Origin of the sequence: Chryseobacterium aahli, assembly GCF_022699665.1 — a bacterium.
In the GTDB taxonomy this organism is placed as follows: domain Bacteria; phylum Bacteroidota; class Bacteroidia; order Flavobacteriales; family Weeksellaceae; genus Chryseobacterium; species Chryseobacterium aahli.
In genome coordinates, this window is sequence record NZ_JALDNB010000017.1 from 20474 (window position 1) to 37159 (window position 16686).

The window sequence follows — 16686 nt, forward strand, 5'->3', positions numbered from 1 at the left end:
GCAAACTTAATTGCCTTTTAAAGCAGTTTGAAACCAACTTGGTGAATTTGTATTTTCACTTGGTGAACAAAAAAAGACAATTCCGAAAAGAATTGTCTTTAATTTTTTATAAAGAAAAATGACTATGGTAAAAAATAAACTTTGATAATTTTGCCATCTTTAATTTCATAAATCGCCGTAGCTTCTACTTTTTTCCCTTTTCTCATACCTGAAACGCTTTCCTGATCAATTACAAAATTACCGTTTACGATTCTGTTTTTAATTTCGCAATGCAACTCCGGAAGGTCTTTAAACATACTCGAATAATCTTTTCGCATGGCTTCTTTTCCTTTGCTGATAAGTTGATTGGGGAACATATACAATTCTGCATTTTCTGAATAAGGTTCAAGGAAAGCATCAATATTTCTTGCATTATAACCATTTACTTGTTTCTGAACCAACATTTCCGGAGTTTCTTTGACTGTTTTTTCAAAATCTATAGCTTCTCCGTTTTTGAAAACAAGATTTACTTCGGTAAGATGTTCAATATTTTCTACGGGATTTGAATTCAATAAAACCAGATCAGCAATTTTTCCTGTAGAAATACTCCCTGAAATATTTTCTTTATTAAAAATTTTTGCCGGATTAATGGTTGCCGACTGTAAAACCTGCCAATTGCTCATACCGCTTTTTTTCATGGCGTTCAGTTCAGAAATAAAAGAGGTTGCATGTTGAGTTCCTATATTTCCGGCATCTGTTCCGGCAGCAATAGTTACGCCTCCGTCTGATAATTTTTTCAGATTAATGGTTTGTATTGAATCTTTTTTTGAGATATAAACATCCATTTTTGGCAGATTAAATCTCGTTTTCAATCTTTTTACAATCGCAGAATCAGAAGAACCTGACAAATGTTTTAAATCTTGAATAGAACCAATGGCTTCAGGATTTGAATTATTGAGCTCGAAAGTATTGTAGTGATTCTTTTGTCCGTAAGTTTTGTAGTAATTGCCTGCAACAGTCAAAGTAGGATTTAAAATAACTTTTTTTGCCTTCAATAATTTCACAAAACTATCCGGAACAATCTCATCTTCAATGTTGTGTACAAGAAAATCTGCCCCGTTTTCAACTGCAATTTGTGCTGTAATTCTTTCTGTAGCGTGTACTGCCACTTTCAGATTGTTTTTATGAGCTTCATCAATAGCGCTTTTTACAACTGCTTCATATTTTCTGGCATTCGCTTCCAGATCTTTTTTGTCTCCACTTACAATGTACCATATTTTTATAAAATCAGGTTTGTAGGGAAGCTGTTCCTGAACCATTTTCTTGGCATCTTCTGCTGTTAAAACCAATTTGAAAGGCTCGTCTTTGCCACGATTTTTAAAAACCTCTGGTTCGTAGGTTGTCAACAAAGGCCCTGTCATGTAAACCGTAGGTAAGTTCGTTTTTTGAAGCGAATTTTTTTGAGATAAAAAGCTATAAGTTGATCCCACATCAATTACAGAAGTAATTCCTAATTTTAAATATCGATTCAGAAAATCTTCCATATTTTGGTGGACCCACGAAATTTCCTTTTCATACGATACCTGATTTCTTAGATCTAATGCATCCGGTCTTGTATATAAACCTCCGCTTTGGAAAAAATGTACATGAGAATCTGTCATCCCGGGAATTAAAAATTTGCCTTCACCATTAATGATTTTAGCATTATTAGGAATTTTTATTTTCTTTGAAGGTTTAATTTCTGAGATCAGCTCCTTCGTAAGAACTACGGTCTGATTCGGAATAAGCTTTTGGTTGATAACGTCTACAACGGTAACATTATGAATGTAAGTTTGTGAATAAAAATTGGTGATTACAAAACACAACAGAAAGACGATAGAAATTTTCTTTTTCATTTATTTCATGATTAATTTAGATTTCAAAGATAAAAAAAGCAATCTTTAGAACGGGATTAAAATTTTTGAGTTAAAACTTGGCAGACCTTGCTTTTCACTTGGTGAATCATTTTCTGAACATCAATTATATGTATATCTTTGTTTTATGAATTTAATCAGGCTTTTTACATTTATTTTTTTGCTGCTTTCTGTGAATAATTTGTATTCGCAAAGCAGCAGAGATACGAAAGAAATTGTAGCCGAAACTTCAAAGCTCAAAAAAGCATTGGATACTAAAGACGAATCTGCGGAAGCCGACTCTTATTACAATATTGGTGAAACTTACTTTAATAATGGAAATTTTCCAAAAAGTGAAGAGTATTTTATAAAATCGAAAGGTATTTATGAAAAACTGAATGACAAAAAAAATCTCGAAAAAGTAATCCGGAAATTAGCTCAATCGCAGGAAAATCAAAACAAACTGAAATCAGCGGTAAGTAATTATGAACAAGCCTCAAATGTTGGATATTCTAAATCGAAAAGAGTATTAAATGCCAATGACGCTTCCAGATTATCGTCGCCGGTTGTAGAAAATAAGGCAGAAGCCATTCAAAACAATATCGATATTAGCCGAAAGGAAAATGAAAATTCAGACTTAGCGGCAAGTTACAGCCAAATGGCAGAAGTGAATATTGAACAAAAAAATATTCCCAAAGCGGAAGAAAACTTCACAAATGCCTACAAAATTTCTAAAGATAATGCACCACAGCAGGCCCTAGCAATTAATCAAAAACTGACTGATTTTTATGTTGAAAATAAAGATTTTGATAAGGCCATTAAAGCTAAAAAAGAAGTTTTAAAAGAAGATTTTGTAAAAGATAATTCTCGGAAAAAAGTTGAGCAGATCCAAGAACTTGCAGATATTTACATTAAAAAAAATGATCCGAAGGAAGCCATAGTTTTATTAAAAAATGCTTACGATATTGCTTTAAATAAAGGTCATACGCTTGAAGCGCAAAAAAGCGTTAAAAGACTCGATAGTTTGTATGCGATTTCTCAAAACACCGATGCTTCTGTGCAATTATACCGTGATTTTCTAGGGAAATTACCTGATTTGGTTTCTAAAGACAGAAGTTTGGTTGATAACAAAATTCTCGAAGATACAGAGCAAAGAATTTCACAGCTCGAGCAGGAAAAGAAGCTAAAAGATGAGTTGATTCGCAAGAAAAATATTTTCAATTATAGCCTGATTGGAGCTTTAATAATTTTAATAGGCTTAATAATTTTCATTTTCAGAACTTTAAAAAAAGTTCAGATCAAAAACAAAAAAATTGCTTTGCAGTCGCTTCGCCGTGAGATGAATCCGCATTTTATTTTTAACAGTTTAAATTCTGTCAATCATTTTATTGCAACAAATAACGAATTGGAAGCCAATCAATATTTAACCAAGTTTTCAAAACTCATGCGTGGCGTGATGGAAAATTCTACAGAAGATTTTATTCCTTTTCAGCAGGAATTGGATTTGCTTCAGAATTATTTGGCTTTAGAAAAAACACGTTTTGCGGATAAGTTTGATTATGAAATTGAGGTTGACGAAAGTTTAAATACCCAAAGTTTAAAAGTTCCCGGTATGTTGATACAGCCGTTTCTTGAAAATGCAATCTGGCATGGCTTAAGATACAGAACAGAAAAAGGATTTTTAAGCTTGAAATTTGAAAAAAATAATGATTTTCTAAACATCTTTATCGAAGACAACGGAATCGGAATTGAAGAAAGCAAAAAGCAAAAAACCGAACATCAGAAAACCCGAAAAGGCCGCGGAATGAAAAATACTTTAGAAAGAATTGCGCTGTTGAATGATTTGTATAAAAAAGATATTTCGTGCTCTGTAAAAGATTCTGAAAATGGTGTTTTTGTAAAAATTATAATGAATTTCTAAATGAGTTATTATGAAATTATTGCAATATAAATTAGTATTCGTTTTCTGTGTCTTATTTAAAACACTGTTTTCTGCACAGGAATATGATGATGCGAGATATGCAAAAGTTTTGGATCAGTTAAAGCTTAATTCTTCCCAAGTTCACAACGAATTATACACGGAAAAGAAAATGCCGAACGCTGAAGATTCGTATATCATTGTTGTACCTATTTTACAAGGAAAACTTGAAGCTGACGGTTTTTCTGTTAAAAACACGATTTTGATTACAAACACTGATGGAAAGATTACAAACAAGTATGTAGATCCGATAGAGTTTGGCTCAGATGCAATTATGTTACAAAGTTTTACGATTGATACAGGACTTTATAATCTAAATTCAACGACTCGTGCGTTTGGTATTTCTGCAAACTACAGAGGAAGCAGCGGTCCTAATCCGTATTCTTCTTCAGATATTTCAATGTACTATCCGGAAGGTAAAACCTTAAAGAAAGTTCTTGAGGGTTATAACCTGAGAAGATACGGCGGAGAATGGGATATGAATTGCTCTGGGGAATTTGAAGAAGATCATTCAGTCATTATTTTAGATCAGGTGAAAACAAATGGTTTTGCCAATCTTAAAATTAAAACTGAAAGTATAAAGACGATCAGTAAAGAAATTAATGGCGAATGCAGTGAAAATAAAACTTCAAAGATTTCTTACAAAACCTTAAAGTTTTCTAAAGGAATGTATAAATAACCTCAACCTAAAAAGATGAAAATAAAATCAGTAATTGTAGACGACGAAAAAATTGCAAGAGAAGTTCTTAGAAATTATCTCACAAAATACTGTCCGCAAATTGAGATTCTGGGTGAGGCAGAAAACATCAAAGAAGCCGTTCCTTTGATAGTAGAAATGCAACCTCAACTCGTTTTTCTGGATGTTGAAATGCCTTTCGGAAATGCTTTTGATGTTTTGGAAGCGACTAAAGAATTTTCTTACGAAACGATTTTCATCACAGCTTTTTCACAATATTCGCTTCAGGCTTTAAACAAATCTGCGAGTTATTATATTTTAAAACCAATTGATATTCAGGAATTGATTTTGGCGGTTAATATAGTGGCTGAAAGTTTAGAAAAGAAAGACGAGTTAAACCGAAACAAAATTCTCCTCGAAAACTTAAAGTTAAAACCCGAAAAACAACAGTTGATTCTTCCGACTTTGCAAGGTTTTGATGTGGTAAAAACAGAAGATATTGTACGACTTCAGGCAGATGGAAATTTTACGCAGGTCTATCTTACAGACGGTTCAAAGAAAATGGTTTGCAGGTTTTTAAAGCATTTCGATGACTTGCTGGAGAATCCTTTTGTAAGAGTTCACCGTTCGCACATTATCAACACTGGGTTTGTAAAATCATACCACAAAAGCGGAACAGCAACTCTCTCTGATAATACTGAAATCGAAGTTTCCGGAAGTTTTAAAGATCAGTTTCTGAAGATTTTTTCATGATTTTTTGGCAGCTTTTCCGCCTTCCACTCCCGCTTTTTTGTTTCACAAAAAGAGCTCCGTTCAAGTCGGGCTACTGCAATTCGATGTTGAAATTATATTGAAAGGCATCATTTTTGAATTTTTATACCAATAAAATATTTCAACATGAAAACCTTACACAAAATAGCTATTCCCGTTTCTTTAGGGATTATCGGATTTTTAATATTCAATTCCTGTTCTGTCGGAATTCCAAAAGGCGCAACAGCAGTCAAAAATTTTAATTCAGAAAAATATCTCGGAAAATGGTACGAAATTGCACGTTTCGACTACAAGTTTGAGAAAAATATGGATAATGTCACCGCCAATTATTCACTCAATTCCGACGGAACAATTCAGGTTCAAAACCGAGGCTATGATTACGTCAAAAAAGAATGGAAAGAATCAATCGGTGAGGCAAGATTTGTTAATGACAAGTCTGAAGCGAGATTAAAGGTTTCGTTTTTCAAACCGATTTGGGCAGGTTATAATGTGATTGACATTGATGACGATTATCAAAATGCCCTAGTTGTAGGAAACAGTACAAAATACATCTGGATTTTGTCGAGAAATAAAGAAATCCCAAACAGTATCAGAGAACGATTTTTAGCAAAAGCACAAAAGTTGGGTTATAATACGAATGATTTAATTTGGGTAAAGCATAATTAGTCATTGCGAGGAGCGAAGCGACGAAGCAATCTCAAAAATAATTTAACATAAAGCTTGTCATTCTGACGAAGGAAGAATCTCTACAATTAAAAAATAGATTCTTCACTCCATTTCATTTCGTTCAGAATGACAAACTTTATGTTTTAATTCAAGCTCTTGTATTCCTTCCATTCCAAAAAACGATGATCAATAACTTGCTTCATCAAATCATAGTTTTCATAAGTATCTTCAATATGATAAAAAGTTTCATATTCAAAATCATTTTCTTCCGCTACCGAATCAAAGATATTGATATAATCTGTCGCAAATGAACTGAATTTATCCCCGAAATCGGTTTCATCAACGTAATAATCTTTCGCAAAGGCGTTTCCTAAATCATTCAAATCATATTCAGAAAACTTTCCATCTAGAGCATCGATAACAAAGTCGGCACCGGTGATTTCTCTTCGTTTTAATTTTCCGATTTCATCTTCGGAGTCTTCTTTCAATTCTTCCGAAACCAAATCATTGTTAATACACCAATTCAAAAACATTCCCGTGTGTGTAGCGCCATTTTTCTCGGGAAGTCCTTCCGGAAAATCTCCGCCATAATGCCATGAAGCATCATCATATTTAGTCATAATCTTTATTATAGTTGTAGACAGTTCAAATCAAAGATATAAAAAATCATTTTCTTTTGTTCACTACAGAGATTTTCACTTCATTTGTAGGGAATTTATTCAAAATTAAACGCATGCAAAACGCAGTTCTTATCACCATTGGTGACGAAATTCTTTCAGGAAATACGGTCGATACCAATTCAAATTTTATCGCAACTGAACTTAAAAATATTGGAGTCAAAGTGGTACAGATTTTCACTATTTCAGACGAAATCGATATTATTAAAAGTACTCTGAAATCTGCTTTCGAATTGGGAGATTTAGTCATTACAACCGGAGGTTTGGGGCCGACAAGAGATGATAAAACTAAAAAAGCTTTGGCTGAATTTTTCGATGATGAAATTGCTTTGGATGAGGTAACTTTTGAACATCTGAAAGGATACATGGAACGACGCGGCCGCATAGAAATTCTGGAAAGAAATCGCGAACAAGCTTTTGTGCCAACAAAATCTACTGTTTTTCAAAATCATTACGGAACGGCACCTTGTATGATGATGGAGCAGGACGGAAAATTGTCTTTCAGTTTGCCGGGCGTTCCTTACGAAGTTAAACCTTTGATTAAAGACCAGATTGTGCCTTATTTAAAAGATAAATTTAATTTAAATTATATATCCACAAGAATCGTTTCTGTCGTAGGAATTCCTGAAAGTATTTTAGCAGACCAAATTGAAGAGTGGGAATTGGCTTTACCGGAAAACCTTGCCTTATCTTATCTTCCTGTCGGGACCAGAGTAAAACTAAGGCTGACGGCAACAGGAACTAATGAAAATCTATTGCAAATTCAGTTGGAAGACGAAATTCAAAAGCTATTTCCAATTATCGGAGAAAATATTATTGCAACTTCGGAAGATAAAATTGAAAAGATTTTAGGGGAGATTTTAAGCGAGAAAGAATTAACAATTTCAACAGCCGAAAGTTGTACTGGCGGACATTTAGCACAAATGCTCACCTCAAATCCGGGAAGTTCTAAATATTTCATTGGTGGAGTAGTCGCCTACGCAACACAAAAAAAGACAGATATTCTTCATGTTTCAGAAGGTACTATTGAAAGATTTACTGTGGTAAGCAGAGAAGTTTCGCGTGAAATGGCGGATGGTTGTCAGAATTTATTTAAATCGGATATTTCTCTTTCTACGACAGGAGTTGCCGGTCCGGGAAAAGGAGAGGATGGCAAAGATGTAGGCTTGGTGTATTACACAATAAATGTCAACAACGAATCTGAAACTTTCAAACTTCATCTTCCGCATTTAGACAGGCAGGATTTTATTTATTTTGTCTCGCAGAAAATTATTCAGGATTTGGTAGGGATTTTAATTTCAAAATAAAGAATCAAACATTTGCAACTTAAAATAAATTAACTTTACCGTAACAAAAATTAAATTCAATATACTTATAGTATAAATTATTATTACAATGAAAAAATTAACGCTTTCTTTGTTTTTATTGGCAGGAATTTGTTCACAAAATACGCTGAACGCTCAAGCTAAATCTACCAAAACAGCAACTGCAGCAGATAAAGGTTTAGACATCAGTTTGATGGATAAATCTGTTCGTCCACAAGATGATTTCTACAACTACGTGAGTGGAACGTGGATGAAAACTGCTAAAATTCCTTCTGATAAACCAACTTGGGGAAGTTTCAACAAATTGGCTGATGATACAGACAACAATTCGATGACGATTTTAAATTCTCTTCTGAAAGATAAATTTGCAGACGGAAGCGAAGGTAAAAAAATCCAGGATTTGTATGCGACTTATATGAATATGGAGAAGAGAAATGCAGACGGAATCAAGCCTATTCAGGAAAATATCAATAAAATTGATGCTATCAAAAATCTTACAGATTTACAGAATTACTTAACGGCTGTAACTAAAGATGGCGACAACACTTTCTACGGTTGGGGCGTGTATTCTGACTTGAAAGATTCTAATATGAATGCAGTTTACCTGGGTGACGCTTCATTAGGAATGGGTAGAGATTACTACCAGAAAGTTGATGTTAAAAACACTGAGGCGTTGGCTGAATACCAAAAGTATGTAGCTTCTATGTTGAAAGAATTAGGCTACAAAAACGCTGATGCAGCTGCAAAAGGTGTTGTAGACTACGAAAAAAGCATCGCAAAAAATCTACTAACAAACGAGCAAAGTCGTGACAATACACTTCAGTACAATCCAAAAACGATTGCTGAGCTTTCGACTTTGGTGAAAAATATAGACCTTGCTTCTTATCTTAAAAAAGTGGGAGTAAACACCGACAGAGTAATCATTGGTGAGTTGGGTTACTACAAAAACTTTGATCAATTAGTGAATGCTAAAAATCTTCCTGTAATTAAGGATTATTTGAAGTTTCACATGATCAACGGTGGAGCTTCTTATTTGAGCGAAAAATTAGGTGATACTAAATTTGCTTTTTACGGTAAATATTTAAGAGGTCAGCAAGAGCAGAGAGCTTTAAACAAAAGAGGGTATGAATTAATCAATGGTTCTTTGGGAGAAGCTTTCGGTAAATTATATGTTGAAAAATACTTCCCGGCTGAAGCAAAAGCTCAGATGGTTGAATTGATTGATTACTTAAAGAAAAGTTTCGCAGTGCACATCAACGGTTTGGCTTGGATGTCTTCTACAACTAAGGAAAAAGCAATGACTAAACTGAATAAATTTACAGTAAAAGTTGCTTATCCAGACACTTGGAAAGATTATTCTAAATTAAATATCACTCCGGAATCTAAAGGTGGGAATTTATATTCAAACCTTCAGAATATTTCTGAATGGCAGTACAATAAAGATTTAGCAAAAATCGGAAAGCCGGTAGATAAAACAGAATGGGGAATGACTCCACAAACTGTAAATGCATATTACAACCCGGTATATAACGAGATCGTTTTCCCTGCTGCGATTCTTCAGCCACCTTTCTTTAATCCTAAAGCTGATGCAGCTGTTAATTTCGGTGGAATCGGTGCGGTTATTGGTCACGAAATCAGCCACGGATTTGATGATTCTGGTGCTCAGTTTGACGCAGAAGGTAACTTAGTTGACTGGTGGACTCCGGAAGATAAAGCCAATTTCGAAAAAGCAACTAAAGCTTTAGCTGCTCAGTACGATAAATATGAGCCTGTAAAAGGAACTTTCGTAAACGGAACTTTCACAAATGGTGAAAACATTGCCGATTTAGGTGGTGTAAATATCGCTTATGATGCATTGCAAATGTATTTGAAAGATAAAGGAAACCCTGGAGTAATCAGTGGTTATACTCAGGATCAAAGATTCTTCTTAAGCTGGGCAACCGTTTGGAGAACTTTATCAAGTGAAAAATATATGGTAAACCAAGTAAAAACAGATCCACACTCTCCTGGATATTTCAGAAGTTTCGGTCCGTTGACCAACGTAGATGCTTTCTACAAAGCGTTTGATGTAAAACCTGGTGACAAATTATACAAAAAACCGGAAGACAGAATTAAAATCTGGTAATCATAATCAAAACCGTTCAGAAATGAGCGGTTTTTTTATGAGCTTAAATAATTTAAAAACAATAATCTTTAATTCTCATTTAACATAAATTCCTATATTTGATCAAACTGATTACAATTCAAAATTAATTTAATGAAAAACGTAAATATTGCAGTACTTGCATTCTCAGGTATTGTGTTTTTAAACTCGTGTGGAACGAGAAAAACTGTTGAAGCACCGAAAGTAGAAACAACTGAAGCGGTAGCTGCAGAGCCGGTGAAAGAAGAGATAAAAGAAGAAGGCATCAATCTGTCTTATATGGATAAAACGGTTCGCCCGCAGGATGATTTCTTCAGTTATGTCAACGGAAATTGGGTCAAAACAACTCAAATTCCTTCAGATAAAGCGAGTTGGGGGTCTTTCAATGCGTTGAGAGAAAATGTGGATGATGCATCTTTGAGTATTTTAAATAAAATTTTAACGGAAAAATATGCTGAAGGATCAGAAGGTCAGAAAATTCAGAATTTGTACGCATCTTTCATGGATGTCAGCAAAAGAAATGCAGACGGTTTAAATCCAATCAAAGGAGATTTAGCAAAAATTGATGCAATTAAAAACGTTAATGATTTACAGAAATATCTTTTAGAAGCGACTAAGCTGGGTGATAATTCATTCTATGGATGGAGAGTGAGCGCAGATATGAAAAATTCTAAAATGAATGCGGTTTATCTTGGCGGTCCAGATCTTGGCTTAGGAAGAGATTATTACCAGAAAGTAAATGAAGCCAACACAAAAACTTTAGCGGAATATCAAAAATACGTAGCACAGCTATTTGGAGTTTTAGGTTATAAAAATTCTGATGCCGCAGCAAAGAATGTTGTAGATTTTGAAAAGCAATTGGCAAATTATTTACTGACTTTAGAACAAAACAGAGATGCTAATTTAAGATATAATCCAAAAAATGTATCTGAACTTTCAGGGTTAGTAAAAAATGTAAATCTTGCAAAATACCTTAAAGAGGCAGGAGTAAATACAGATAAAGTAATCGTTGGTGAACTGAAATATTACCAAAATATGGATCAGTTTATCAATCAAAAAAATCTTCCGTTGCTGAAAGATTATTTGAAATATCATGTAGTTAATGGCAATGCCAGCAATTTGGGAGATCGTTTAGACAATATCCGCTTTGATTTTTATTCTAAATATCTTCAGGGTCAGAAAGAACAGCGTGCGATGAATAAACGAGGCTTAGCTTTGGTAAATGGTGTTTTAGGTGAAGCTTTCGGAAAATTATATGTGGACGAATATTTCACGCCGGAATCTAAGCAGCAAATGGAAATGTATATCGATTACATTTTAAAATCATTCAAAACTCACATTGATGATATGGATTGGATGTCTCCTGAAACAAAAGTAAAAGCTCAGGAAAAACTGTCTAAATTCACAGTGAAAATTGCTTATCCGGATCAGTGGAAAGATTATTCTCAACTAAAAGTGGAAGCTCCGGCTCAAGGCGCAACTTTATATTCAAACTTACAGAATGTTTCGGCTTGGCAATATCAGAAAAGCTTAGAAAAAGTAGGAAAGCCTGTTGATAAAACAGAGTGGGGAATGTCTCCTCAAACGGTCAACGCCTATTACAGCGGTTCAAATAACGAAATCGTTTTCCCTGCAGCCATTCTTCAACCTCCTTTTTACAATCCAAAAGCTGATGCAGCCGTTAATTTTGGTGGGATCGGAGCGGTTATCGGTCACGAAATTTCCCACGGTTTTGATGACAGCGGGTCAAGATTCGATGGTGATGGAAATTTAAATAATTGGTGGACAGAGCAGGATCGTAAAAACTTCGATGCAAAAGTTGGTCAATTAGCAGCTCAGTACAACGCTTACGAACCCGTAAAAGGAAGTTTTGTTAACGGTAAATTTACAAGCGGTGAAAATATTGGGGATTTAGGTGGAGTAGCGGTTGCTTACGATGCACTTCAAATGTATCTTAAAGACAAAGGAAATCCCGGATTAATTTCTGGATTTAACCAAGATCAAAGATTTTTCATGAGCTGGGCAACAGTCTGGAGAACAAAATCTACTGACCAATACATGATGAATCAGGTGAAAACAGATCCGCATTCACCGGGATACTTCAGAGCTTTTGGGCCTTTGGTCAATCAGGATGGCTTCATGAAAGCATTTGATATCAAACCCGGAGATAAGCTTTACAAAGCACCCGCAGAAAGAATTAAAATCTGGTAAAGAATTATTAAAATCTTAATATGAGAAACGCATCTTTAGGTGCGTTTTCTTATTTATTTTTCATAGATTAGTGACACCAAAAAGTATTAACAATCATTTAATTATCATCCATAAATTGATTTATTTAAAGAAAAATCATTACAAAATTTTGTATGTTACAGTTTTTTTATAAATTTAAACAATGGATTGGTCATAAATTTGCTAATCCAAACCAAAATCAACAATCTCAAAATAATAATAATATGGCAATGTTTAATTATGGTGTTGGCGGAAACGAAGTCAAGGTCGACGCTAATGAAGCTATTCAGGAAATTCAGGAAAACAAATCTCTTATTGTAAGTCAGCTTACCACAGATGAAACTTATGTTCCGGAAATTGTAACAGGTCTAAAAACCGTAGATGATGTTTTCAGGCATTTTCAGCCTTCAGTTGCTGTACAGCACGAGACGGAAGACGGAAATGTAGTAGAAGAAGAATTCCGCTTTCAAAATCTTGCAGACTTTACTCCCAAAAATCTTGTTCAGAAATCAGATTATCTTCAAAAGCTCAGCATGGAGCAGGAGCAGTACAACAAAATAGTACGTCAGCTGAAAACCAATAAAATTCTTCGCAATATGCTGGAAAATGAGAACACAAGAGCTGCTTTTATTGAAGCATTAAAGGATGTGGCACAAGAACTTGAAAAATAACCCAAAGAACCTACACAAATATTATGGATAGCAAATTGCAGGCTGCAGAAAGCCAACAACATAATCAACAGCAACAAGGCGGTAAACCGAAAGGAAATCCTGTTGAAGAACTAAATAAAATTGGAGGCTTTGGCTTTATAGAATCTGTCGTAGACGGAATTGCCAATATGAACCCAACCAGAAAAGCAAGAAAAGAAATTTTCTTGAATGATGCCAATAAAACTGACGAAAGAAAAGAATTGCTTCAGAAAATCAATCTTTGGGTTGAACTTTTAAGTACAAATGAGCCTGCAGAGAAAATGGCAGATACCTGCAAAGCAAAAGCGCTGGCAGCAGATCAAAATTTAAAAACAAATTTAAAGAATAGCCTTGATGCAGCTCGTCAATTAGAAACTTCATACAGAACGGTTGCTCAGTTTTATAAAAATACAGAATTAGATAAAGTTGATAACGTTAGTATTGTGAATGCGACTTTAGAGCAGATGTCAGACTTAGATAATCCTTTATTTATTGATGCAGTTGCCGAAGAATTTAAGCAATATTACGATCGTTTAGATTTAAGAGATAACTATTCAATTCTTGCGATTCCGGGATATTTGGGATCAAATAAAGTGATTGAAAAATGGGCAAAAATCTGTAACGAAAACAAAGTTATGATGGTTACCGATTTTGCTAATTTGGATAAGCCGGATGATGTTGTAGATCTATTTCATTCAGCAAATCTTACAGGCGGTGAATTGCACAGAAGTAATGTGATTATGACTTGTAACTGGCTAGTTGGTCGTGGAAGAGCTGAAGAAGTAGGTGAAGAAGAGAACGTAGAACTTCCGCCTTCAACTTCATTGGCAGGAAAGATTCATAAAACTCTAATGTCACAAGTTGCCGCCGGTAAAAAGCATGGTAACATTAACGAAGTAGACGCTGTAAAATTCGAATTGAAGAAAAGTGAAATTTCTCAGTTGGAAAAAATGGGTCTTGTACCAATGGTGAACGAATATGGCAAAATCATGGCATTCTCTGCAAAAACATTATTTACAGGAGATAACATCGGTCTTCAGACGTATTCTGTAGTTCGTGTATTCGATTATGTGACTAAAGTTTTATTAGATTTCCTAAACAGAAGAGCCTTCGAAAATTGGAATGCTAAAAACGAAGACGACTTAAGAAAACAAATCGTGACTTTCTTAGATGGTATTAAAGGTGCTGACAAACTGATTGAAAAATTCAAAATTGTTCGTTTCGAGCAGGATAAAGTGAATAAAGACAGAGTTTGGTTAGACATTCGTTTGACTCCTTATTTCCCGACTAAAAGTTTTGTAATTAAGCTTGACGGTCACAAAGGTGATGATGGTAACGAGTGGGATGCTGAATATATCCAGGATTAATTTTCGCTAAAATAATAATTAAACCGATGTTTCAAAAGCATCGGTTTTTTTGTAGAATTTTTTTAGAATTGAATGCTTAACTTGAATTTAAAACTTTCTTTTTTATTTCAGTATACAGCTCCGTAGGAGAAAGATGTTTGTAGAAATATAGTTAAAAAGCAATGAACTCCGTAGGAGCATAACATTTGTAATAACCGAGCCAAAGCAAGCTCCGTAGGAGCGAAATGTTTGTAGAACACGTAGCAGCCAAGGTAGACTGAGCTCCGTAGGAGCGACACCTTTTTAATTTAAAACACTGAATCTTTCTTTCAAATTTCTTCCATTCTCTTTCAATTAATCAAATTTAAAATCATAAAAACACCACAAATAATAAATTATCTTTGCAGATATAAAATGAGACGGCTTTTTGGAAAAGAACAAAAAAACATCAGACTTTCTTCATATCGGAACCAAACTCTTGAAGTGGTATGATATAAATGCAAGAGATTTACCCTTCAGAAATACAAAAAATCCTTACAAAATTTGGATTTGTGAGATTGTTTTTCAGCAAACTAGAATTGTTCAGGGCTTAAATCATTACAATAATTTCATCAAAAGATTTCCGGACGTGAAAACATTGGCGGAATCTCCTGAAGATGAAGTTTTATTATATTGGAAAGGTCTAGGATATTATTCAAGAGCAATTAACATTCACAAGGCTGCGCAACAAATCATCAATGATTACAACGGAGTTTTCCCTTTTGAATACGAAGAAATTTTGAAACTAAAAGGGGTAGGCAAATATACAGCAGCAGCAGTTTCAAGTATTTGTTTTAATGGAAAAATGCCTGCGGTTGATGGGAATTTTTACAGAGTTTTGAGTCGGGTTTTTACGGATGATTTTGATGTTTCGAATTCAAGAGCGTTCAATTATTTTTCAGAACTGTCATATTTAATTATGCCTGAAAATGTCGGGGATTTTAATCAGGCGATGATGGATTTAGGTTCTGAAATCTGCAAGCCCCGAAATCCTTTATGTGGAGAATGTCCTCTAAATGATGACTGTTTAGCTTTTTCATTAAATAGAATCTCAGAATTTCCTGTAAAAACAAAGAAAGTAAAGGCGCAGGACTTAGGATTAAAATACTATTTCGTTCACAGAAACGGAGAATTTTTAATTCAACAGAGAAAAGATGATTTTATCTGGAAAAAGCTGTTTGAATTTCCGCTGGAGATTTCTGAATCATTAATTCCTTTTATTAAAAGTGCAAAAACCATTAATCATAAATTGACTCATAAGAACTTAAGTATAGAAATATTTAATGTTGAGGTAGATTCAGAAGAAGTTTGGAAAAAGTTTATTACTGAAAATAAATATATTATCACCAATGTTGAAAGTTCTCACGACAAATCGTTTCCAAAACCTTTAGAAAATTATATTCAAAATTATCATACAGCATATAGAATTCTTTAAGAATATGGATCTTGGAAGTTTACATTATTGAAAATATAACTGTTCTGTTATTTGGCTCTGTCAGGATTATAAAGTTAGAAAAATAAACTTTGTTTTCTTTGCTAAGTGGAACGGCTTTGCAGACTTAAAAACAATTAGTAGTAAAAAACTTTGCGGACTTTGCGTTTAAATAAAATTCTTATCAAATCAAATTTCAAAACTCATTGAAATGGTGAAATTTGTGTCCTAAAATCTAAAATGTAATTTGTATTTTTGCAAAATGATTAGAAAAGTCATTTTTATTTTTGCTTCAATGCTTTTAATTTCTTGTGAGAAAGAGACTCAACCGAAACCTTATGGTGAATTGAGATTAGAATATCCCACACCGAAATATCAGAAATTTGATAAAAATTGTGCATATACTTTTGAATATTCAGATTTTGCTAAGATTGTGGATGCCAAAAAACCTTGTTGGTATTACATGAATTACCCAAAGATGAAGGCAAAAGTATTTATCACTTATTTTCCTGTGAAAGGTGATTTTGCAGACCATGTAAGAGAGTCTGAAAAAATGGTGTATAAGCATACCATAAAGGCAAGTTCGATTGACACTAAATTTTTTCAGTATCCTGAAAGAAAAGTTTATGGAAATTTTTATGAGCTAAAAGGGCAAACTGCGTCTAATCTTCAGTTTTATGCCACAGACAGTACAAAGCATTTTGTAACTGCCTATTTATATTTCGATACAAGACCAAAACCAGATTCTTTAGCGCCGGCAGTAGATTATATCAAAAAAGATATCATGCACATGCTGGATACTTTTGAATGGAAAAATTAATATTAAAAATAACTTTATAATTAT

General features: G+C 34.0%; 13 protein-coding genes. 11 read left to right on the forward strand and 2 right to left on the reverse strand.

Going from position 1 to position 16686, the window contains the following annotated elements:
- Window positions 1–122 precede the first annotated feature (122 nt).
- Window positions 123–1874 carry an amidohydrolase family protein gene (locus tag MQX03_RS20060; RefSeq protein ID WP_242805386.1) on the reverse strand — a complete coding sequence of 584 codons (1752 nt, stop codon included), beginning with the start codon at window positions 1872–1874 and terminating at the stop codon, window positions 123–125.
- 145 nt (window positions 1875–2019) lie between these two features.
- Here MQX03_RS20060 and MQX03_RS20065 point away from each other — a divergent pair, with 145 nt between their 5' ends.
- The 4 genes from MQX03_RS20065 to MQX03_RS20080 all read left to right on the forward strand — a co-directional run bounded on the left by MQX03_RS20065 (window position 2020) and on the right by MQX03_RS20080 (window position 5962).
- Window positions 2020–3792: a tetratricopeptide repeat-containing sensor histidine kinase gene (locus MQX03_RS20065; protein WP_242805388.1), complete on the forward strand. Its 1773-nt coding sequence runs from the start codon at window positions 2020–2022 to the stop codon at window positions 3790–3792.
- A gap of 10 nt (window positions 3793–3802) precedes the next feature.
- Window positions 3803–4528 (forward strand): PA3715 family protein, encoded by a 726-nt coding sequence (locus MQX03_RS20070; protein ID WP_242805390.1) that lies wholly within the window; start codon window positions 3803–3805, stop codon window positions 4526–4528.
- A gap of 15 nt (window positions 4529–4543) precedes the next feature.
- A complete protein-coding gene (locus MQX03_RS20075; RefSeq protein WP_242805392.1) occupies window positions 4544–5278 on the forward strand; it encodes a LytR/AlgR family response regulator transcription factor in 735 nt (244 codons plus the stop codon).
- Between the two features lie 144 nt (window positions 5279–5422).
- The gene (locus MQX03_RS20080; protein WP_242805394.1) at window positions 5423–5962 is read left to right on the forward strand and encodes a lipocalin family protein; all 540 of its coding nucleotides are present in this window, start codon (window positions 5423–5425) and stop codon (window positions 5960–5962) included.
- Window positions 5963–6105: 143 nt separating this feature from the next.
- Here MQX03_RS20080 and MQX03_RS20085 read toward each other — a convergent pair whose 3' ends face one another.
- Entirely contained in the window at window positions 6106–6582 is a 477-nt protein-coding gene (locus MQX03_RS20085; RefSeq protein WP_242805395.1) for a DUF7832 domain-containing protein, read from the reverse strand.
- Between the two features lie 113 nt (window positions 6583–6695).
- On the opposite strand from MQX03_RS20085, the gene MQX03_RS20090 reads away from it, so the two are divergent.
- The 7 genes from MQX03_RS20090 (at window position 6696) to gldD (ending at window position 16662) form a co-directional block, all read left to right on the forward strand.
- Window positions 6696–7946 (forward strand): CinA family nicotinamide mononucleotide deamidase-related protein, encoded by a 1251-nt coding sequence (locus tag MQX03_RS20090; RefSeq protein ID WP_242805397.1) that lies wholly within the window; start codon window positions 6696–6698, stop codon window positions 7944–7946.
- An 88-nt stretch (window positions 7947–8034) separates the two neighbouring features.
- Complete coding sequence (locus tag MQX03_RS20095) at window positions 8035–10089, forward strand: M13 family metallopeptidase (protein WP_242805399.1); 2055 nt, start codon at window positions 8035–8037, stop codon at window positions 10087–10089.
- Window positions 10090–10221: 132 nt separating this feature from the next.
- Window positions 10222–12318, forward strand: coding sequence for a M13 family metallopeptidase (locus MQX03_RS20100; RefSeq protein ID WP_242805401.1), 2097 nt, complete (start codon window positions 10222–10224; stop codon window positions 12316–12318).
- A gap of 152 nt (window positions 12319–12470) precedes the next feature.
- Entirely contained in the window at window positions 12471–13007 is a 537-nt protein-coding gene (locus MQX03_RS20105; RefSeq protein WP_129536481.1) for a type VI secretion system contractile sheath small subunit, read from the forward strand.
- 23 nt (window positions 13008–13030) lie between these two features.
- Entirely contained in the window at window positions 13031–14392 is a 1362-nt protein-coding gene (locus MQX03_RS20110) for a DUF5458 family protein (RefSeq protein WP_129536482.1), read from the forward strand.
- Between the two features lie 406 nt (window positions 14393–14798).
- Complete coding sequence (locus MQX03_RS20115) at window positions 14799–15845, forward strand: A/G-specific adenine glycosylase (protein WP_242805403.1); 1047 nt, start codon at window positions 14799–14801, stop codon at window positions 15843–15845.
- 259 nt (window positions 15846–16104) lie between these two features.
- Window positions 16105–16662, forward strand: coding sequence for a gliding motility lipoprotein GldD (gldD, locus tag MQX03_RS20120; protein ID WP_129536484.1), 558 nt, complete (start codon window positions 16105–16107; stop codon window positions 16660–16662).
- The last annotated feature ends 24 nt before the right edge of the window (window positions 16663–16686 follow it).